The sequence below is a fragment of the Glutamicibacter sp. AOP12-B1-11 genome (genome assembly GCF_052379245.1).
Taxonomy (GTDB): Bacteria; Actinomycetota; Actinomycetes; order Actinomycetales; family Micrococcaceae; genus Glutamicibacter.
In genome coordinates, this window is record NZ_JBQSYL010000009.1 from 47,274 (window position 1) to 66,571 (window position 19,298).

Annotated in this window: 20 protein-coding genes; 11 read left to right on the forward strand and 9 right to left on the reverse strand. The window is 63.4% G+C overall.

Annotation, left to right across the window (positions count from 1 at the left end):
- The first annotated feature begins 63 nt into the window (after window positions 1-63).
- From arsB to ACT3UQ_RS07060, 4 genes are read left to right on the forward strand one after another with little or no spacing between them, the layout of a single operon-like run.
- The gene (gene arsB, locus ACT3UQ_RS07045; protein ID WP_444636844.1) at window positions 64-1,116 is read left to right on the forward strand and encodes an ACR3 family arsenite efflux transporter; all 1,053 of its coding nucleotides are present in this window, start codon (window positions 64-66) and stop codon (window positions 1,114-1,116) included.
- A gap of 1 nt (window position 1,117) precedes the next feature.
- A complete protein-coding gene (locus ACT3UQ_RS07050) occupies window positions 1,118-1,540 on the forward strand; it encodes an arsenate reductase ArsC (RefSeq protein WP_444636845.1) in 423 nt (140 codons plus the stop codon).
- Between the two features lie 21 nt (window positions 1,541-1,561).
- Window positions 1,562-3,013: an FAD-dependent oxidoreductase gene (locus ACT3UQ_RS07055; RefSeq protein WP_444636794.1), complete on the forward strand. Its 1,452-nt coding sequence runs from the start codon at window positions 1,562-1,564 to the stop codon at window positions 3,011-3,013.
- Window positions 3,014-3,057: 44 nt separating this feature from the next.
- Complete coding sequence (locus ACT3UQ_RS07060) at window positions 3,058-3,534, forward strand: SRPBCC domain-containing protein (protein ID WP_105554394.1); 477 nt, start codon at window positions 3,058-3,060, stop codon at window positions 3,532-3,534.
- Between the two features lie 6 nt (window positions 3,535-3,540).
- On the opposite strand, the gene ACT3UQ_RS07065 is transcribed toward ACT3UQ_RS07060, so the two are convergent.
- From ACT3UQ_RS07065 to ACT3UQ_RS07075, 3 genes are all read right to left on the reverse strand, one after another.
- Window positions 3,541-3,870, reverse strand: a complete 330-nt coding sequence (locus tag ACT3UQ_RS07065) for a YciI family protein (RefSeq protein ID WP_105554395.1) — start codon at window positions 3,868-3,870, stop codon at window positions 3,541-3,543.
- A 228-nt stretch (window positions 3,871-4,098) separates the two neighbouring features.
- Window positions 4,099-4,557, reverse strand: coding sequence for a MarR family winged helix-turn-helix transcriptional regulator (locus ACT3UQ_RS07070; RefSeq protein ID WP_105570165.1), 459 nt, complete (start codon window positions 4,555-4,557; stop codon window positions 4,099-4,101).
- Window positions 4,541-5,677: an LLM class flavin-dependent oxidoreductase gene (locus tag ACT3UQ_RS07075; protein WP_096288554.1), complete on the reverse strand. Its 1,137-nt coding sequence runs from the start codon at window positions 5,675-5,677 to the stop codon at window positions 4,541-4,543. Before ACT3UQ_RS07075 ends, ACT3UQ_RS07070 begins: the two co-directional genes overlap by 17 nt.
- Window positions 5,678-6,113: 436 nt before the next feature.
- Here ACT3UQ_RS07075 and ACT3UQ_RS07080 point away from each other — a divergent pair, with 436 nt between their 5' ends.
- Both ACT3UQ_RS07080 and ACT3UQ_RS07085 read left to right on the forward strand, forming a co-directional pair.
- Window positions 6,114-6,392, forward strand: a complete 279-nt coding sequence (locus tag ACT3UQ_RS07080; protein WP_096288557.1) for a helix-turn-helix transcriptional regulator — start codon at window positions 6,114-6,116, stop codon at window positions 6,390-6,392.
- Entirely contained in the window at window positions 6,389-7,789 is a 1,401-nt protein-coding gene (locus ACT3UQ_RS07085) for a type II toxin-antitoxin system HipA family toxin (protein WP_105570167.1), read from the forward strand. The genes ACT3UQ_RS07080 and ACT3UQ_RS07085 overlap by 4 nt, the downstream gene beginning before the upstream one ends.
- Before the next feature lie 574 nt (window positions 7,790-8,363).
- On the opposite strand, the gene ACT3UQ_RS07090 is transcribed toward ACT3UQ_RS07085, so the two are convergent.
- Window positions 8,364-9,032, reverse strand: coding sequence for a response regulator (locus ACT3UQ_RS07090; RefSeq protein ID WP_444636795.1), 669 nt, complete (start codon window positions 9,030-9,032; stop codon window positions 8,364-8,366).
- A gap of 15 nt (window positions 9,033-9,047) precedes the next feature.
- Window positions 9,048-10,397, reverse strand: coding sequence for a sensor histidine kinase (locus ACT3UQ_RS07095; RefSeq protein WP_444636796.1), 1,350 nt, complete (start codon window positions 10,395-10,397; stop codon window positions 9,048-9,050).
- Between the two features lie 140 nt (window positions 10,398-10,537).
- On the opposite strand from ACT3UQ_RS07095, the gene ACT3UQ_RS07100 reads away from it, so the two are divergent.
- Both ACT3UQ_RS07100 and ACT3UQ_RS07105 read left to right on the forward strand, forming a co-directional pair.
- Window positions 10,538-11,464: an ATP-binding cassette domain-containing protein gene (locus tag ACT3UQ_RS07100; RefSeq protein WP_444636797.1), complete on the forward strand. Its 927-nt coding sequence runs from the start codon at window positions 10,538-10,540 to the stop codon at window positions 11,462-11,464.
- Window positions 11,461-12,255, forward strand: coding sequence for a hypothetical protein (locus ACT3UQ_RS07105; RefSeq protein ID WP_444636798.1), 795 nt, complete (start codon window positions 11,461-11,463; stop codon window positions 12,253-12,255). Before ACT3UQ_RS07100 ends, ACT3UQ_RS07105 begins: the two co-directional genes overlap by 4 nt.
- Before the next feature lie 105 nt (window positions 12,256-12,360).
- Here the strand turns inward: ACT3UQ_RS07105 and ACT3UQ_RS07110 are convergent, their stop codons facing one another.
- From ACT3UQ_RS07110 to ACT3UQ_RS07120, 3 genes are read right to left on the reverse strand one after another with little or no spacing between them, the layout of a single operon-like run.
- Entirely contained in the window at window positions 12,361-12,798 is a 438-nt protein-coding gene (locus tag ACT3UQ_RS07110) for a DoxX family protein (RefSeq protein WP_444636799.1), read from the reverse strand.
- The gene (locus tag ACT3UQ_RS07115; protein WP_105554403.1) at window positions 12,791-13,213 is read right to left on the reverse strand and encodes an organic hydroperoxide resistance protein; all 423 of its coding nucleotides are present in this window, start codon (window positions 13,211-13,213) and stop codon (window positions 12,791-12,793) included. The genes ACT3UQ_RS07110 and ACT3UQ_RS07115 overlap by 8 nt, the downstream gene beginning before the upstream one ends.
- A 47-nt stretch (window positions 13,214-13,260) precedes the next feature.
- Entirely contained in the window at window positions 13,261-13,701 is a 441-nt protein-coding gene (locus tag ACT3UQ_RS07120) for a MarR family winged helix-turn-helix transcriptional regulator (RefSeq protein WP_181150563.1), read from the reverse strand.
- A 219-nt stretch (window positions 13,702-13,920) separates the two neighbouring features.
- Between ACT3UQ_RS07120 and ACT3UQ_RS07125 the strand changes: the two genes are divergently transcribed.
- From ACT3UQ_RS07125 to ACT3UQ_RS07135, 3 genes are all read left to right on the forward strand, one after another.
- Window positions 13,921-14,358 carry a hypothetical protein gene (locus ACT3UQ_RS07125; protein ID WP_444636800.1) on the forward strand — a complete coding sequence of 146 codons (438 nt, stop codon included), beginning with the start codon at window positions 13,921-13,923 and terminating at the stop codon, window positions 14,356-14,358.
- A gap of 94 nt (window positions 14,359-14,452) precedes the next feature.
- Complete coding sequence (locus tag ACT3UQ_RS07130; protein WP_444636801.1) at window positions 14,453-15,058, forward strand: DUF305 domain-containing protein; 606 nt, start codon at window positions 14,453-14,455, stop codon at window positions 15,056-15,058.
- Between the two features lie 34 nt (window positions 15,059-15,092).
- A complete protein-coding gene (locus ACT3UQ_RS07135) occupies window positions 15,093-15,731 on the forward strand; it encodes a CueP family metal-binding protein (RefSeq protein ID WP_444636802.1) in 639 nt (212 codons plus the stop codon).
- 87 nt (window positions 15,732-15,818) lie between these two features.
- On the opposite strand, the gene ACT3UQ_RS07140 is transcribed toward ACT3UQ_RS07135, so the two are convergent.
- Window positions 15,819-19,181, reverse strand: coding sequence for an efflux RND transporter permease subunit (locus ACT3UQ_RS07140; RefSeq protein ID WP_444636803.1), 3,363 nt, complete (start codon window positions 19,179-19,181; stop codon window positions 15,819-15,821).
- Window positions 19,182-19,298 lie beyond the last annotated feature (117 nt).

The window sequence follows — 19,298 nt, forward strand, 5'->3', positions numbered from 1 at the left end:
GATTTGGATGTACTCGTGAGTCAATCTGTAGCGCCCGTTGACACCGCCAAGGTGGCAGCAAAAATGTCGACCCTTGATCGCTATCTAGCCGTCTGGATCCTCGCCGCAATGGTCCTTGGCCTTGCCTTGGGGCGCGTGATTCCCGGGCTGGGCGAGGCGTTGGACTCCCTGCAAGTAGCCGGGGTTTCACTGCCTATCGCCATCGGTTTGCTGGTGATGATGTATCCGGTTTTGGCCAAGGTGCGCTATGACCAGACGCATCGGGTAATCGGCGACAAGAAGCTGATGATTACCTCGCTGCTGATCAACTGGATCCTTGCCCCGGCATTCATGTTCGTGCTGGCCTGGGTATTCCTGCCCGATTTGCCCGAATACCGCACCGGCCTGATTATCGTCGGTCTGGCGCGCTGCATTGCCATGGTGCTGATCTGGAACGACCTGGCCTGCGGCGACAGCGAAGCGGCCGCGGTGCTGGTGGCGATCAACTCGGTATTCCAGGTATTCGCCTTCGGCGTGCTCGGCTGGTTCTACCTGCAGGTGCTGCCGGGCTGGCTGGGACTGGAAACCACGAGCGCGCAATTCTCCGTCTGGGCCATTACGCTCTCGGTGCTGGTCTTCCTCGGCATCCCGCTGCTCGCCGGATTCCTCACCCGCACGCTGGGCGAAAGGGCCAAGGGGCGCGAATGGTACGAGTCGCGCTTCCTGCCAAAGATCGGCCCGTTGGCGCTCTACGGCTTGCTGTTCACCATTGTGCTGCTCTTCGCGCTGCAGGGGGACACCATCATTTCCCGTCCGTGGGATGTAGCACGCATGGCCGTGCCGCTGCTGACCTACTTCGTGGTGGTCTTCGGGGCCAGCATGCTGATCGGTTGGGCGCTGAAGCTCGGATACGCGCGCACCACCACCTTGTCCTTCACCGCGGCCGGCAACAACTTCGAACTGGCCATCGCGGTGGCCATCGCCACCTTCGGCGTCACCAGCGGCCAGGCGCTTGCCGGCGTCGTCGGACCGCTGATCGAGGTGCCAATCCTGGTCGCCCTGGTCTACGTGGCGCTTTGGTCGCGCAAATTCTTCCCCACCCAAGTCCTCGCCAACTCGGCACCAAGCAAAGGCTAAGATCTTGTCTACTCCTCTAAAGAAGCCATCGGTCCTGTTCGTCTGCGTGCACAACGCCGGCCGCTCGCAGATGGCGGCAGCATTCTTGTCCAGCCTCTCGGATGGTCGCATCGAGGTCCGCTCGGCCGGCTCGGCTCCGGCCGCGGAAATCAACCCGTCCGCCGTGGCCGCGATGACCGAGGTGGGCATCGACATGTCCGCCGAGGTGCCGAAGGTGCTGACCGCCGAAGCGGTCAAGGAATCCGACGTGGTCATCACCATGGGCTGCGGAGACACCTGCCCGGTCTTCCCGGGCAAGCGCTACGAAGACTGGGTGCTTGAGGACCCGGCCGGGCAAGGCATCGATGGGGTGCGCCCGATCCGCGACGAGATTCGCGCACGCATCGAAAACCTCATCACCGAATTGCTCGAAAACAAAGCCTAGAGTTTGTAGCGAAGGAGCACCATGGAATCCCAGTTCCCCGTCGTCGTCATCGGCGCCGGCCCCATCGGCTTGGCGGCCGCAGCGCACCTGCTCGAACGCGGACAAGCGGTTCGCGTCCTGGAAGCCGGAGCAAGCGCCGGAGCCGCCATCAAGCAGTGGGGGCATATCAAGCTGTTCTCCACCTGGCGCTACAACATCGACGAGGCCAGCCGCCGGCTGCTCGAAACCCCGACCGAGCACTACGCTGGCGACTGGCAGGCGCCGAATCCCAAGCGCCTGCCCACCGGTGCGGAGCTGGTCTCCGAATACCTTGAGCCATTGGCCGCCCACCCGCAGCTGCGCGAAGCCATCGGCTACGGGCAGCGAGTCAGCTCGGTCAGCCGCGTGAGCGCCGAGGGCGGCGGGCTGGACAAGGGACGTTCGGCCGCGCGCGACGAATCGTTGTTCCTGGTCCGGGTCGAAACCGCGGACGGCGCAACCGAGCTGACGGCGCGTGCGGTCATCGATGCCTCCGGAACCTGGGAAACTCCCAACCCGATTGGCCGCTCCGGGCTCAGCGCGTTCGGTGAAGAAACGGCGAGAAGCGAAGGTTTCATCACCTCGCCCTTGCCGGATCCCTTGGGCGCCGATGCGCAGCGTTTTGCAGGCAAGAGGGTGCTGGTGCTCGGAGCCGGGCACTCGGCCGCCAACACCTTGATCCTCTTGGGACGGCTGAAGCAGCAGAATCCGGAAACCCAACTTCTCTGGGGACTGCGTGGGCAGGCTAACCCGGTTCGCCTCTACGGCGGCGGATCCGCCGATGAACTGCCGGCTCGTGGCCAGCTGGGCACAAGCCTGCGACGCCAGGTGGAGACCGGACAGGTGACCTTGCTCGAACACGTCTCGGTGCGCGAGCTGCACTCGGCAGAAAGCTTGCAGGTGTCGCTCGCCGATGGGCGCGAGCTCGAGGTTGACTTCGTGGTGCCTGCCACCGGCTTCCGCCCCGACCTGAGCATGCTTTCCGAGCTGCGCCTGGATCTGGACCTCGCGGTGGAAGCACCGCGTGAACTGGGCCCGCTGATCGATCCCGAGTTCCATAGCTGCGGCACCGTCTCGGCCCACGGCGAACGAGTACTGGGGCACCCGGAGAAGAACTTCTACATTGCCGGCATGAAGAGCTACGGCCGCGCCCCGACGTTCCTGTTGGCTACCGGATACGAGCAGGTTCGCTCGCTGGCCGCCGCCCTGTCCGGAGACCGCACCGCGGCGGATCAGGTGGAACTGGATTTGCCGGAAACCGGAGTGTGCTCCACCGACACCGGCAACTCCTGCGAGGTGCCGGCGGCCTCCGCCGCCGAAGCGGGCAGCTGTTCCGCAGAATCGGCCCAAGCGCCTGCGCAGGAGGACTCCTGCTGCTCGGCTCCTGTGCCGGTGAGCTTCGGGATAGCCACCGGAACCCAGCACGGATTCGCCGAACTGGTTGAGCGGACTTAACCGCAACCGTTGACGTGCGGAGGGCTGCCGGGTAAGGATGCAGTATGGAAACTAATCTGCCGTCCGAACCGCTGTCCTTCGACGTCACCGGCCGCATCTCCACCTCGTGCCACGAGGTCTACGAAGCCGTGGCGGATCCGGAAAAACTATCCGCCTACTTCACCACCGGGGGAGCGCAGGGACGCTTGGAAACCGGCGCCGAAGTCAGCTGGGATTTCCACGATTTCCCGGGCCGCTTCCCGGTGCAGGTGCTCGAAGCCATCCCGGACGAGCTCATCGTGTTGAAATGGGCGGGAGAAGGTGTCGCCGCGGACGACGGAATGAACACCGTCACCTTCGAATTCGAGGCGATCGACGATGCTGCGCGAACCAAGGTGAAGATCACCGAGTCGGGATGGCTCTCCTCGCCGCAGGGACTCACCGGGGCCTTCGGCAATTGCGAGGGCTGGACCGGGATGCTCTGCGCGATGAAGATCTGGCTGGAGCATGGAATTAATCTGCGCGAGGGCTTCTACAAGTAATTATGGCTACTCCATCAGGGGCCGGATCTCCACGCTCCCGTAGGGCAGATGCGGCATGCGCCGGGCAATTTCCTGGGCCTGCGCTTCATCGGAGACCTTGATCGCGTGCACCGCGAAGACGATCTCCGCTTCAGTGTCCAACTCGGCGTTGGTTTCCTGCGAGCACACCGAGCCGCGGTCCTGGAGGGCATAGGCCGAGATCAGGATGTCTTCGGAGCGCAATTGGGCATCCAGCGATTCCCACTGGAGCATTTCCGCATCGAACTCTTCGCTCGGCGGTTGCGGGCCGCTGCCCGGAAGATAGCGGTGGATCAGAAGGTGCGTTGCGATGTTCACGAGAACTCCTGCACGTCGGTTGGTTGCTGCCACAGACGATACCGGATCAGGCCTGCATGTACAGGGGAAGCTGTTCCGATTGGGCAAATCGTCGCCGGGAATTCATTTCTCGACGAATGCCGGGATAATTCTCAGCACGTCACTAGCGCTGGGGACCTAAGCTGAGTGGATACGCCAAAGGGCTACCAGTACTTAACTGGTAGCCCTTTTGGCATGAACTTGCAGTCCCTACTCCACCGCGTTGCGCAGCTTGGTGCTCAACCGCTGGAGCTCGATGAATTCTTCTTCGCTCAACGCCTCGCCCATCAGCCGATGCAGCTGCTTGACGTGAGCCCGGCCGATATCCCGCTGCGTGGCCAGACCCGCTTCGGTGAGCCTGATCCGGCTCGCCCGCTGATCGGTGGGATCGGTGCACCGGGAAACCAGACCGCGCTCTTCGAGGCGGGTGATCATCCGGCTCAGGCTGGGCTGGGAGATCAGCAGGTGCTTATTCAAATCCACCAGTCGGGTCTCGTTCTCCGGTGCGTGGCGCAGGTTGAACAACACGTCGTACTCCCGGATGGAGAGCTTGGCGAATTCGGGCATCGCGGTGATCTGGCGCATCACCGCGACCTGCGCCCGGAACAGCGCCTCCCACGCGTCGGTGGTGACCTTCAACGAGGCCTGGGTGCTACTGGTCCCGGTCACTGACTTCAGGCTCCTTCGGGGCGTTGGCTTGCTCGGCTTCCAGTTTAGCCTTGCGGGCAGCCACGCGGCCTGGGTGGGTTGGGGCATCGGCGATATCCGGGGCCGCCCGCGATGCCATTTCCTTCTTCAGCTCCGGCAATACGTACTCGCCGAACATATCCAGCTGGTTCAGCACGGTCTTCAGCGGCAACCCGGCGTGGTCGATGAGGAACAGCTGGCGCTGGTAATCGCCGAAGTACTCCTGGAAGCTCAGGGTCTTCTCCAATACCTGCTGCGGGGAGCCGACGGTGAGCGGGGTCTGCGCGGTGAAGTCCTCCATGGATGGGCCGTGTCCGTAGACCGGGGCGTTGTCGAAGTACGGACGGAATTCCTTGACCGCCTGCTGGGAATCCTTGGCCATGTAGAACTGGCCGCCCAAGCCCACGACCGCCTGGTGCGCCTTGCCGTGGCCGTAGTGCTCGTAGCGCTCGCGGTAGAGGTCGATCAGCTGCTTGTAGTGCTCCTTTGGCCAGAAGATGTTGTTGGCGAAGAAACCGTCCCCGTAGTAGGCGGCGATCTCGGCCACCTGCGGGGTACGGATCGAGCCGTGCCAGACGAACGGCGCCACGTCGTCCAACGGGCGCGGGGTGGAGGTGAAATTCTGCAGCGGGGTGCGGAACTTGCCTTCCCAGTTCACCACGTCTTCGTCCCAGAGGCGGCGCAGCAGGTTGTAGTTCTCCACGGTGAGGTTCACCGAGTCCTGCATGTTCTTGCCGAACCATGGGTAGACCGGACCGGTGTTGCCGCGTCCCAGCACCAGGTCCACGCGTCCGTTGGACAGGTTCTGCAGCATCGCGAAGTCCTCGGCGATCTTCACCGGGTCGTTCGTGGTGATCAGCGTGGTCGCCGTGGAGAGGATGATGCGTTCGGTCTGCGCGGCGATGTAGGCCAGCGTGGTGGTGGGCGAGGAGGAGAAGAATGGGCGGTTGTGGTGCTCGCCGATGGCGAAGACATCCATGCCGATCTCTTCGACCTTCTTGGCGATGGCTACCGAAGCGTCGATGCGCTCTTTTTCGGTAGGCATCTTGCCGGTGGTCGGGTCGCGGGTGATGTCGCTGACTGAAAAGACTCCGAATTGCATGTCCGCTCCTAAGCTGTCGAGATACGCTGTGTGCTTACCTCTAATTTATATGCGTATGCATGTAATAACAAGTTGATGCGTCAAATATTCCCTGAGGTGGAGTATGGCGTCGGACACGCGCCTGTGCGAGAGTTCGGAAAATTGCGCATTCGAAGCAGTGCCACCCTATGCGGATTGAATGCTTGGTAGTTGCCGGCGAGTGCGGGTTGCGGTGGTGGGTGGCGTGTTGACCCGAGGATCTGCAGTCCGCATTATTGGACCGCAGTAGTGGCCAACTTGCCCATTGCATCGTTGCGTGCCATCGGGGCCGTCGGCTGAAGCTTGGGCCGACCCTCATCCGTTAGTTGGTTATGAGGTGAATTCTAGGCATCGCAATGTAGCTATTTGCACTCACTGTATGCGATAATGTTTATAAGTAGCTACATTAGGAGCTTAAATGCTTGAGGCTCAAAAGCTCGGTGCAAGCCTGCAGGAATGGCGCATTATTCTTGGGTTGACTCAAGAACTGGTTGCCGAGCGGGCCGGCATCTCCAGGAGCACGCTGATCAAACTAGAACAAGGCGCAGGAGCAAAACTCGAAACCTTCCTTGTAGTCGCCAAGGTTCTCGGCATTGTCGACCGTATAAATGATGCTGTCGAGCCACTCAACACCGACTTGGGTCGTGCCAGATCACGACTGCTTAGTCGCCAGCGTGCACCAAGGGGGAGTTCATGAGCCGGCGGAACCGCATAAAAATCAGGCGTGTCGAGGTACTGACTGGCGAGACTGCAACGGGCACTTTGACGATCGAGTCCGATGCCCTCTCACCACTGGAGCATATAGCCTTCACGTACTCCGACTCCTGGCTTGCCTCTGACTGCTCCTTCGCTATCTCGCCCGAACTTCCGTTGATCAAGGGGCCGCAGCGCCCCACCTTGGGACGGGAGATGTTCGGCTCGTTCATGGATGCTGCACCGGATGCATGGGGTCAGCGACTCCTCCATGAGGAGGCACGGCTGCATTCCAAGGCAACTGGCGTACCAGCACCGAGGAATACGCAGATATCCCGGCTCTTCATGGTCAACGACCAGACGAGGCAAGGCGCACTGCGGTTCCGGGAAAACGGAAAATTCCTCTCCAGCTGGGGACAATGGGCGGGTGTTCGCGACCTGCCAGTGCTTGCCGAACAGTCACGCGCTTACGAGGAGACCGGGTACATAGACGAGCAAAACAGCTTGCTCATCGGGGCTGGATCATCTCCTGGAGGTGCTCAGCCAAAAGCTTGGGTTCGCGACGCGGATGGGTCGATGTTGCTCGCCAAATTCCCAAAGACCTCGGACCTGGGCAATGTCCAGCTCTGGGAAATGGTAGCGATACGCCTGCAGCAGCGAGCTGGAATCGAAGTCCAACCTTCCCGGCTGATGAGGCTGGATGAATACCACCAGATCTTCCTCACCAAGCGTTTCGACAGGTCGGGCGATGAGCGCATACCATACATGAGTGCACGCACGGCCCTCCAGCTAAACGACGGCGAGCACCCAAGCTATGTCAAGCTTGCCCGTGAAATTTCGATGGTCTCATCCAATCCCGTGGCAGATTCCAAGGAGATGTTCAGCCGAGCAGCGTTCGGCGCTATGGTCAACAATATCGATGACCACATGCGAAATCACGGCCTGCTCAAGATTGGCAGGGGCTGGAGGTTATCGCCGTCGTTCGACGTGAATCCCATGCGGACAGGCACCTCCGACACTCCTCTCGTGCCGGGTGGGGATACCTTCGACCGGAACGTACTCGAACTGCTGGACCACCTTGACTCGTTCCGGCTCACCCGTACCGAGGCCGTCACGCGTCTGCGCCGGATCAATGAAGCTGTCTCCCATTGGGCCGAGGAGGCGATCAGGCTCGGTGCCGAGGCCGACGCGGCCGAATCAATGCACCGCGCCTTCGAGGGCTCGAACCGCAACCGAGTCGCGGGCCTCAAAGACATTTCGCCACCCACTGCCATCAGCCTCGGGGAAGCGGCTGGAGAACCCGGAGATTCCGGCCAGCCGAAAACCGGACAGGTGTGGATCAAAGCCCACCACCGCGCAGGCAGGTACGTCCCAGGACACTACAGGTCCCGCCCTAAGTAGCAGCAGCACTGGATGGACGGGCAGCTTCCACCGGTCGCCGCTCGGCGCGCTGGGTTGCAGGAATGATCTATCCATGACGTCCTACGAGTTTTCTCCGGCCGAACTTCCGCCGATGTCAGCTAGGGATCCTCGGACCAGCTGAAAGTGCCAACAGCGAAGGCGTTTCGCGGGGTGGTTCAGCCTCGCTGGGAATCCACTTGGTTTGTCAAGGGAATCCCGATAATGCGGACGGACGGTATAGGGATAACTGGCACGAAACCCGAGCAGTTCTGGGAAAGTCGGCGGGCCTTCATCCCTGGTCTTCCAGAACGGATGAACGACCAATGGCCTGAATCCGAATAGCTCCTCTTCGGCATGCTTGAATATAGGTCGACCATTGTTGCCATATCATCTGATGGCGTTTAAATCCCTGCCGCAACCTCGACGAACTCAGTTTCGATGAACGTGTCGAGAAGGCCGCATGCTGCGATGAGATCAACGGGCTGCTGCGTCGTGAAAAGCCACCTTTTGGGATGAGCGGTGCGTTCAACATTCTCCGCCCCTGCCGGCAGCCTGCGAAACATGTCGTGAGCCGCTACGGGTGGACAACACCCGCGCGATAGGCAATCAGCGCGGCATCCACGCGGTTGCGCGCGCCGAGCTTAAGCAGGATCGCGGTCATATGCCCCTTGACCGTCGCCTCGGTGAGCACCAGCCGGGCGGCGATCTCCGCGTTGGTCAGGCTCGATCCCACCAGCGCCAGCACCTCGCGTTCGCGCACGGTCAGCCCTTGGACCAAAGTGCGGGCGCGGGCCAGCGAGGCGGTATCGATGCCGCGCACCTTGTCGATCACCCGACGGGCAATGCGCGGGGACAGCGCCGCGGCGCCCTCGGCCACCGCATGGATGGCTCCGAGTAGTTCCTCGGGCCCCGAGCTTTTGAGCATGAATCCGCAGGCTCCGCCGGACATGGCCCGGTCGATGTAGTCTTCCTCGCCGAAGGTGGTCAGGATCAGCACCTTGGCCTCCGGGGCGTGGGCCAGGATCGCTTCCATGGCGCCCAGCCCATCGAGCTGCGGCATGCGGATATCCATGAGGATTACCGACGGCGCCAGGCGTTCGGCCAGTTCGATGGCGCGCACCCCGTTCTCCGCTTCGCCGATAATCGAGATGCCTGGGTCGCTGGCGAGGATCGCGCGCAGCCCGGCGCGGATCAGGGCGTCGTCATCCACCAGCAGGACGCTGACTGGGGTATCCATGCTCATCTGCAGCTCCTTTGGCTAGCCGGCGGGGTAGAGGTGGTCGGTGGAGACCAATACGTCATCGGTGAAGCACAGGCGGAACATCTCGCTGCCCAGATCCAGCAGGCCGGTCCGCGCCGCATAGTAGCGGCACTGCGCATTCTCCGGCGGCGCCGGCTCGTCGATCACGGGAAGCGGTTCATCCAGGCCCGGGGCGCGGACCAGCGAAGCAACCTCGCCCGAGTCCATGCCCACTTTGAGTTTCTGGTACTCCGACGGGTGCAGGGCCGTGGCTTGGTAGGTGGCATGCTGCAACAGCAGCAGGGCCGCGGCAATCACCGTGACGGCGAGGATCGGCAACAGCACCAGCATCGAGGTGCTGGCGCGCTTAACCGGAGAGTGCACCCCGGCAGGCGCCGGGGGCGAGGATGACTGGGCAATGCAGGCGCGCAGTTCGAAGCGCTCCTTCGTGCGGTGCACCGCCAGCGAACCGCCGGCGGCTTCGAGGGCGCCGCGCAGCGAAGCGATTCCGGTGGCCCCGGGCCGGACCGGCGGGACAGGGCCATGCAGGGGATTGGAAATCCTCAGCACCGCCTGCTCCGAGCGCGTATCGAGTTCCAGCTCCACCTCGGCGTGCGGCGCGTACTTCGCCGCATTGGTCAACGCCTCCTGGGCCACTTGGCGCAGCACGGCGGCCCACCGGATGGATCCGGGGGCCTGCGGCGAGGGACCATGCCGGGTGAAGTTGATCTTCATGCCCTTGGCCCGGGCTTGCTCGACCAGCTGCTCCAGCGATGAACCTGCCGGACCCAGCGGCGCTTGGTCGCCGTCCTCGTGCAGCACCCCGATGATCTGGTGCAGATGCTCGATGGACTCATCGGCCTGCTCGCGGATCCGCGCCGCCTGCGCATAGGCCGGCGTGCCCTTTTCCAGGGACACCTGCAGCCCGCTGGAGGACAGCGCCAGCAGCGCCAGATCGTGGCCCAGCTGATCATGCATGGCTTCGGCGATGCGCGCCCGTTCGCGCAGCTCGGCTTGCACCACCACATGCCGGCGCTCCTGGCTGCGGAACAGCACCGCATTGCGCCGCGCCCGGCCGGCCCACCAAGGCAGCAGCGCAAAGAGCACCAAACCGGTGAGGATATTCAGGGCAAAGGTCAACAGGCTCAGGTGCGAGGACAGTGCCAGCGTCACCCCGGCGGCCAGCGTCCCCGCCCCAAGGGCCAGCAATCCATGGGCCAGAGAGGAAACATGCCGTCCGGCCAGGTAGCTGCAGGCCGCGGCCAGGGGAGCGAGCACAACCCAGGCCCCGTTCGTGGAGATGGGGACCAAATAGGCGCAGAGAGCCAGCAGCAGCAGGAGAACCAATTGCTTCCACGAGGTAGTCATGAACAACATGCTACGCAGAATCGCCGCGGGCAGACACCGACCAAGGTAGGGGTTCGGTGCCGCGAGAATGCAGACCTCCAGCCGGTGCACGGCGGCAGGGGCGAATCCTAGGGTGGAGAGCAGAACCCAAGGAGCACACCATGATCACACTCGAAGCGCTGAGCAAGGACTTCGGCGCCACCCGCGCAGTCAATGCGCTGACCGCAACCATAGAACCCGGGCAAGTGACCGGATTCCTCGGCCCCAACGGGGCCGGCAAATCGACCACCATGCGCATGATCCTCGGACTGGACGCACCAAGCAGCGGGCAGGCGCTGGTCAATTCGGTTCCCTACGCGCAGCTGCGCTACCCGCTGCATACGGTAGGTGCGCACATTTCCGGCACGGCGGGGCACCCGGGGCATAGCCCTCGCACCTTCCTGAAGGCCCTGGCGCAATGCAATCGGATCCGGGCCGACCGCGTGGATACGGTGCTGACCGAAGTCGGCTTGCAGCCGGTGGCCGGCAAACGGATCGGCGGGTTCTCCCTCGGCATGCGCCAGCGGCTGGGAATCGCCGCCGCCCTGCTGGGCGACCCGCAAATCCTGATCCTGGACGAGCCAATGAACGGGCTGGATGCCGAAGGCATCTCCTGGATCCGGCAGCTGATGCGCACCCGGGCCGAGCGCGGCGGAACCATCTTCGTCTCCAGCCACCTGATGAGCGAGGTGCAGCAGGTCGCGGACCAGCTGATCCTGATCGGACGCGGGGCGCTGATCACCCAAGCACCCACGCAGGAGCTGATCAAGCAATTCACCGAACCGGTCATCACGGTGCGCTCGCCGCAGGCCGCCGCGCTCGCCGGGTTGCTGCTGCAACCCGGTGTCGAGGTGAATGCCACCGCCGGAGACCGTCTGGAAGTGATTGGATTGCCGCTGGAAGCTATCGGCGCCTCGGCCTTTGCCGGTGGTATCTTGCTGCATGAACTCAGCGTTGCCCACGGGTCGCTGGAAAACGCCTACAACCAACTGACTCACGACACGGTGGAATACTCCACCGAGCTAGCAGGGAGAGTGGGAAGCAAATGAGCACGCTGCAGATCGGTGAATCCAGGACCGGTGACTTTGCCGGACCGCTGTTGCGGGCAACCGGCGCCGAGGCCACCAAATTCTTCGGGCTGCGTGCCCTGGTCGGGCTCTATGCCTCGGGAATACTGGTGACCATCGCATTGGGCTGGCTACTAGGGGCCAGCGCGAAAGCCAGCGGGGACAATGGCTTCGACACCGCGATGCCGGCGCCGCTGCTGGTGTTTGCGACCCTGCAATTCAGCCAGCTGTTCTTTGCCGCCGTGGCCGCCTTGCACATCACCAACGAGTACTCCAGCGGGAGCATCTACACCACCTTGCAGTCGGTGCCGCGCCGCTCGGTCATGCTCGGCGCCAAGGCGCTGCTGCTGGCCGGGCTCGGCTTGGTTGCCGGGGTCTGCATGATCGGCTTGGGAACCATTCCGGCAGCGCTGAGCGCAGGGCAGTACGGCGCCTTCACCTTCTCCGACCTGGTCTCCGCCTGCCTCGGCGCCGGTGCTTATCTGGCGCTGCTGAGCTTGATGGTGCTCGGCCTCGGGCTGCTCTGCCGGAACTCGGCGGGAGCGATTGTCTCGGCGATCATGCTGGTGATCGGGCTTCCGCAGATCCTGCAACTGCTTCCGTTCGAGTGGGTGCAGACGCTGGCCCAATACCTGCCGACAAACGCCGCGACGTTCATGGCCACCGGTGCCACCGAGCCCTATGGGCCGCCGGCGGCGCTGCTGGTGCTGATCGGCTGGACCGTGGTCCTGCTCGGAGCCGGATATATTGCGCTGAAACGGCGTGACGTCTAGTCGCGATCGGCACTGGGGAACCTGCCAACGCAGTTGCGCAGGCAGCGCAAAGCGAGGTATCCGGCGTTTAGCCTGATACCTCGCTTTGCGTCATGGCAACTGTAGCTATGCCTTGGACCGGAGCTGCGCCCGGTCGCGCCATGCGGCGGTGCTCCAGAGCGCAAGCGCGATCAGCACCGGTTGGACGAACAGCCGGGTGAGCCGTTTCCCGTCGGTATCCAGTCCGAACGCGTCGCGTCCCTCCTGCCATTGGGCGAAATTGCCGGGGAACACCGCGACGAAGAAGAACGCGGCAATCCAGCCGACGGCCACCCGCTTCCTGACCAGCGCCAGCAAGGATAGCCCCAGCCCGATTTCGGCCACGCCGGAGAGGAGCACCGTCAGGTCCGGATCCAAGGGGACAAAGTCCGGGACTTGGGAGCGGAATTCCTCGCGGGCAAAGGTCAGGTGGCTCACCCCGGCGAAGCCAAGGAATGCTCCGAGCCCGATGCGCGCGCCGTGCCGGGCGAACCCCAGCGGCTTCGCCTCCGGCGACTTAGTCATCGCTGACGGTCACCGTTACGTCGATGTTGCCGCGGGTGGCGTTGGAGTAGGGGCAGACCTGATGGGCCGCGTCGGCCAGTTCCTGGGCCTGGGCATGCTCCATATCGGGAATGACCACTTCCAATTCGACCGAAAGCTTAAATCCGCTCTCTCCATCGCGGTGCAGGTGGACTCGCCCGCCGACGCTGGAGTTCTCGATCTTGACCTTGCGGCCGCGTGCCACCACGTTCAACGCCGAGTGGAAGCATGCGGCATATCCCGCGGCGAACAGCTGTTCCGGGTTAGTTCCGGTGCCCGAACCGCCCAGCGCTACTGGGGGAGTGAGGTTCACGTCGAGAGTGCCGTCGTGGGTCTGCACTCGGCCCTCGCGTCCTTGGCCGGTGGACAGCGATTCTGCGGTGTATAGGGTTTCCATGGAACTGCCTTTCGGAGGTGGTGAAAGTTTGTAGCGTGTTTCCCGGACTAGTTGTCCGGTGAGGTTATTTCCTGCATGGATGCGGTGATGCGGTGCAGGGCTGCCAGCAGTGCCTGCGCGCTCTGGAGATCCGGGAGTCCGGTGCCGCAGGCAATCTGCGCCGGAATATGTGCCAGTTCTTTGCGCAGGGATGTTCCGGTGGGGGTCAGGCTGACGTTGACGACGCGGCTATCTTCCTCGTCGCGCCGGCGTTTGATGAATTCCTTCTGTTCCAGCCGGCGCAACAGCGGGGACAGGGTCCCGGAGTCCAGCTGGAGCATCTCGCCGATTTCCCGCACCGGCTTATCGCCTTCGGACCACAGCGCAACGAGCACCAGGTACTGGGTGTAGGTCAGCTGCCATGGGGCGAGCAGTTCGGCGTACGCCCGGGTGGTTGCCCGGCTCGCCGAGTAGAGGGAGAAGCAAACCATTTCGTCAACTATTGCCATGAAATAATGATTGCACGCAATTCAATTGCGCGCAACTTAAAGTCTTGATCCCTAGGGATTGATGCCGCGCGGGCTACCGATCGGGCTCTTGGCGATGGCGCTGAATTGGTTATGGATTCGGGGTGCTTAGCTAGCTGGAAGCATCGGGAGAGCTCCAGCCCTGTAGCTTGATCCGGTCGCGTTTCGCGCGGTTAGGCTGGCATCGCTAAGCTGGGATTCATGAACATCGGCAAGCATCTGGCGAATGCCGGCGGGCGCAGCTACCCCCGCCTGGCGATCGTTCGCTCGCTGTTGCTGATTAGCGCGGTGCTTTTCGGTTTGTTCTCGATGCACGTGATGAATCATGGACTCCCGGCTGATTCCTCGGCCCCGCAGGCGCAGGCGCATTCGGCAGAAGCCCTGCCCATGCACCACGCTCCGCTAGCCGATCCGGGCCATCCCTCCGAGCAGGGCTGCGCCGACTGCCCGCTGGGCCATGAGATGGCCGCCGCGGGTTGCGTATTGGCGCTGCTGGTCATGCTGCTGTTCTTGCGGCCACCGCATACCGTAGCCGTGGCCCGGACGGTGTTCCTGCGGACCTTGTGCGCGGCTTCGAAGCTTCGCGGGGTCGCGCCGCGCAAACCCGATCTGACGGCCTTGGGGATTTGCAGAACGTGAGAGCTTGGCGGGTCAACTGACCTGCCGCCAGCTAGTTCCGGCGCCGCCGCAGGCAGGCGCCGCTCACATTCCGAACCCATCAGGAGAACCACCCATGAACAAGCAGACCTTCTTTTCCAGCGCCCTCGCACTGGGCGCAATGCTCGCCCTCGCCGGATGCGCAGGGGAACCATCGAGCACTCCGGCGCCGAGCGCCTCGGCTTCCGAATCGCATTCCGGGCATTCCATGGAGCAGTCCCCATCGGCCAACGACGCCGATATGGCGTTCGCCTCGGGCATGAAGATGCACCACGAACAGGCGATCGACATGTCCGACATTTTGCTGGGCAAGTCCGAGGTTCCCGCCGAGGTGGTGGCCCTGGCCGAACGGATCAAGGCGGCGCAAGGCCCGGAGATCGAACGCATGGACCGCTGGCTTTCCGAATGGAACATGCCCGAGGGGATGGACCACGGGGGGATGGACCACGGCGACGGAATGGTTCCGGAAGATGAGATCAAGGCCTTAGAGGACGCGACGGGGTCCGAGGCTGCCCGGCTCTTCCTTGAGCAGATGATCATGCATCACGAAGGTGCCGTGGTGATGTCCGAGACCGAGATCAACGAAGGAAGCTACCCAGCGGCCATCGACCTGTCCAAGCAGATCGTTGATTCCCAAACCGAGGAAATCAACGAGATGAAGCAGCTGCTTGAAACGCTGTAGCCAGGGATTGAAGACAGAAAGGTTGGGATTGACCGTGCCCAAAAAATTTGAAGGCAGCAAAGCTACGCGCGCCGGGATTGTGGCCGCGGCGGCCGGCTCGGTGCTCGCGCTGGCCGTGTTGACCGGGTGCAGCACTGCACCGGCGCCCGTCGCGCAGCCCGAGCCTACGGTGGTTGCGGCCGAGCACACCGGGGAGTTCCTCGCGGAGCTTGGCCTGGCCGGGCTCGATGCCAGGGCGGCGATCGATCGGCTCGACCGGATGCCGGTGGCGCAGCGGCCCAGCGACTTCACCGCCTCGGTGCAGCCGGCCCAGCTGGTACTCACCGATGCGTCGGGACGCACCGCGGGTCTGCCGATGCCGGAAGATGAGTACTACCTTTCGGCGGCACCCTATGTGAGCCAGACCCACAGCTGCCATTTCCATAGCCTGACCACGTGTCTGGGGGAGCTGGCGGGAAAGGAAGTCCAGGTGAAGGCAACTGACGCCGACACCGGCGAGGTGCTGGTGGAGAAGAGCGCAAAAACCTTCGACAATGGATTCCTTGGACTCTGGGTTCCGCGTGGAATTAATCTGGATCTGGAATTCAGCTACGAAGGCAAAACCGCGAAGACCACCGTGTCCACCGCAGGCAGCACAAACGCCACCTGCCTGACCGAGCTGCCGCTGGTCTAAGACAGCGCATCTGCACAACCAAAAAAAGCATTCGGGCCTGCAACCACATCTAGTGGTTGCAGGCCCGAATGCTTGGCGCCGGAGAACTTAGTCCTTGGGCTCTTCGGCCGCCTTGTTCATCAATTCCTCGAACGCCCGGCGCTCCTTGCGGGAGACGGGGATCTGGCCGGTCAGCGGATTGACCACCTGGCCCGGAATCGCCTTGGGATTATCCGGATCCGCCGGCTTGGCGTCCGCCACCTTCGGCTCGGGCTTGGCCTGCTGCTTGTCCTTGGCCTGCACCGGCGTCTGCTTAGCTCCCGGGGTGATCTTCGCGGTGGCCCCGTTCATGGCCAGCGCAAGATCCTGGGCTCCCGTGTGCTGCTCGGTGGAGTGCTTGCGTCCCGCGCGGCGCAGCTCGCGCTTCTCTTTGCGCGACTCCACCAGGCGGTAGAGCACCGGTACCAGGATCAGGGTCAGCAAGGTGGAGGAGACCAGGCCGCCGATGACCACCACGGCCAGCGGCTGCGAGATGAACCCGGACTGGCCGGTGAGTCCCAGGCCCATCGGGATCAGCGCGAAGATGGTGGCCAGCGCGGTCATCAGAATCGGGCGCAAACGCTGCCGGGCACCTTGCATGATGGCCTCATCCAGCGCCATCGCCGGCCGCTCGGGGGTATCGGCCCGATACTGGTTGATCAGGTCGATCAGCACGATCGCGTTGGTGACCACGATGCCCACCAGCATCAGCATGCCGATCAAGGAAGGCAGCCCCAGCGGGATGCCGGAGATCAGCAGCAGGCCGATGGCCCCGGTGGCGGCGAACGGAATGGAGACCAGCAGGATCAGCGGCTGGATCAGCGACTTGAAGGTAGCCACCATGATCACGTAGACGATCGCGATGGCCGCCAGCAAGGCGAGGTAGAGCTGGTTGAAGGATTCGGCCTGCTCGGTGGCCGCGCCGCCGATTTCGGCACTGGCGCCCTCGGGCAAATCCACCGAGTCGAGGCGCTCGGTGACGTCCGTGGAGACCTTGCCAAGCATGTTCTCCGCCGGGGTCAGCGTGAGGGTGGAGATGCGCTCGCCATTGGAGGTGGTGACCTGCTGGACGACCTTGGTGCGTTCCACCGTCGCCAGGTCCTGCAGCTGCACCAGGCCGGCGGCGGTGGGGATCTGCAGTTCGCGCAGCTTGTTCAGCCCGTTCAGATCCATGGGCTCGCCGATCTGCACGGTCATGTCCGTGTAGTCCAGGCGCAGGGTGCCCGCCGGGACGGCGGAGACCTGGGAGGCGACCAGACCGGAAAGCTGCGCCTCGGTCAGCCCCGCCTCGGCTGCCTTGTCCGCGTCGATATCGATGGAGACCTGCTCGCGTTCCGCCGAGAGGTTGTCCGCGATGCCGGTGACATGCTCGGTGCCGGCCAGCGCTTCGCGCAGCTTCTCGGTGGCCTCGCGCAGAATATCCTCATTCGGGGCCTTGACCTCCACGGTGACGTCGCTGGACATCATCGCCGAGGAATTGGAGCCGAAGCTCAGGGTGACATCCTCGGACAACTCCAGGCCCTGGATCTGTTCGCGGACCGTATTGCTCAGCGCCTCCTGGTCGCGATCGGGGTCGGTGATCGCGGTGAAGCTTGCGGTGTCCGCGCCGGAGGCGAACATCGCCGCCATGCCGCTGGCGGTGCCCACGGTCATCTGCACATCTTCCAGGCCCTCGATGTCTTGCAGTTTCGTTTCCACCTTCTCGGCTTCGGCCAAGGTGGTCTCCAGCGCGGTGCCCGAAGGCATCTTCGCGGTGATGGAGATCGAGTTCTCCCCGGTGGAGCCGAGCAGGTTGGTGTTCAGCAGCGGAGTCATCATCACGGTGCCGGCCAGGATCAGCACGGAGGCCAGCAGCGTGATGACCGGGTGCTTCTGCGTGCCGTTGAGCACCGGCACGTAGGCGCGCTGCAGCCAGGACTTGTCCTCGGCCACGTGGACGGTGCGGGTTGCCCCGGTCCCCGGGCGGTGCGGCAGGAACCAGTAGGCGAGCACCGGAACGATGGTCAGCGAGACCAGCAGCGAGGCGAGCAGGGCGATGGTCATGGTCATCGCGAAGGGGCTGAATAGTTCCCCGGCCATGCCGCCGACCATGGCGATCGGCAGGAACACCGCCACGGTGGTCAGTGTCGCGGCGGTAATCGCCCCGGCCACCTCCCTGACCGCCAGCAGGATGGACTGGGCCTTGGATTCGCCGTGGGCCAGGTGGCGCTTGATGTTCTCGATCACCACGATCGAGTCATCCACCACGCGGCCAATGGAGATGGTCAGCGCGCCCAGGGTGAGCATATTCAGCGTGTACCCGAACACGTTCATGCCGATGAAGGTGGCCATCAAGGACAGCGGGATGGAGATCGCGGTGACCAGCGTGGAGCGCACGGAGAACAGGAAGATCAGGATGATGATCACGGCGAAGCCCAGACCCAGGGCGCCTTCCAGCGCCAGGTGGCTGATGGAGTCCTCGATGAAGGGCGCCTGGTCGAAGATGGTGGTCATCGTCGCCTTGTGGCCGAGCTCGGCTTCCAGATCCGCGATCATCGCGGTGACCGCGTGGGAGATCGCGACGGTATCCCCGTCCGGGGTCTTGGTGACCTGGATGGACAGGGTCTCATCCCCGTTGGTGCGCGTGACGCTGGTGGCCTCGTCGGCCTGCACGGAGACCTCGGCGAGATCCTTGAGCAGCACCGGACCGGTCTCGGTCACCAGCGGAATGTCTTCGATCGCAGCCAGGGTATCTGGGGAGGATCCGGCGATCACCGGAAGCTGCAGCCCGTCGACGTCCATATTGCCCACCGGCATGGGGGAGCCGGCGTTCTCGATGCCGTCCTTCAGGTCGGCAACGCTCAGCCCGGCGGCGCTGAGCTTGTCGTCGTCCGGGATCACCGCGATGTGCTGGGAAGCGCCGCCGGAGACTGCGGCTTCACGCACCCCGTCGATCTTCTGCAGCTTAGGCAGCGCGATGCGTTCCACATCATCGTTCAGCGCTTCCAGGGACTCGTTCGAGGAGACCGCGAGCATCAGCACCGGAAGGTCGGCAATGGAGCCGGCCAGCGCCGTGGGTTCCACGTCTTCGGGCAGCTGGGTCTTCACGTTGGAGATCGCGCGTTCCACCTGCGCGCGGGCACGGTCCATATCGGTGCCGTACTCGAAGGTCAGCGCGATGCGGGTGAACCCGGTCTGCGAGGTGGCGGTGGAGGATTCCAGGCCCTCGACCGCCTGCAGCGCGGTTTCCAACGGGGCTGCGACCTGTTCGTCGACCACCTCGGGGCTTGCGCCCATCTGGGTGGCCATCACGGAGATCTGCGGGAACTCCAGTGCGGGGATCAGTTCCTGCTTCAGCGATCCCATGGAGATCACGCCGAAAACGGCGGCGAAGATCGTGATGAGCGCGATGAGCGCCCGGTTCTTCAAAGACAAGATGGCCAAGCGCTGCATGCGTGTGTGGTCCTAGCTGTGTCGCAGTGGGAGGGGCTGAGCACAACTTTAGTTGGTTGTCATTGCTCAACAGTCACCGAGAGATGTTAAGCACGCAAAAATCATCCGAATGGATTA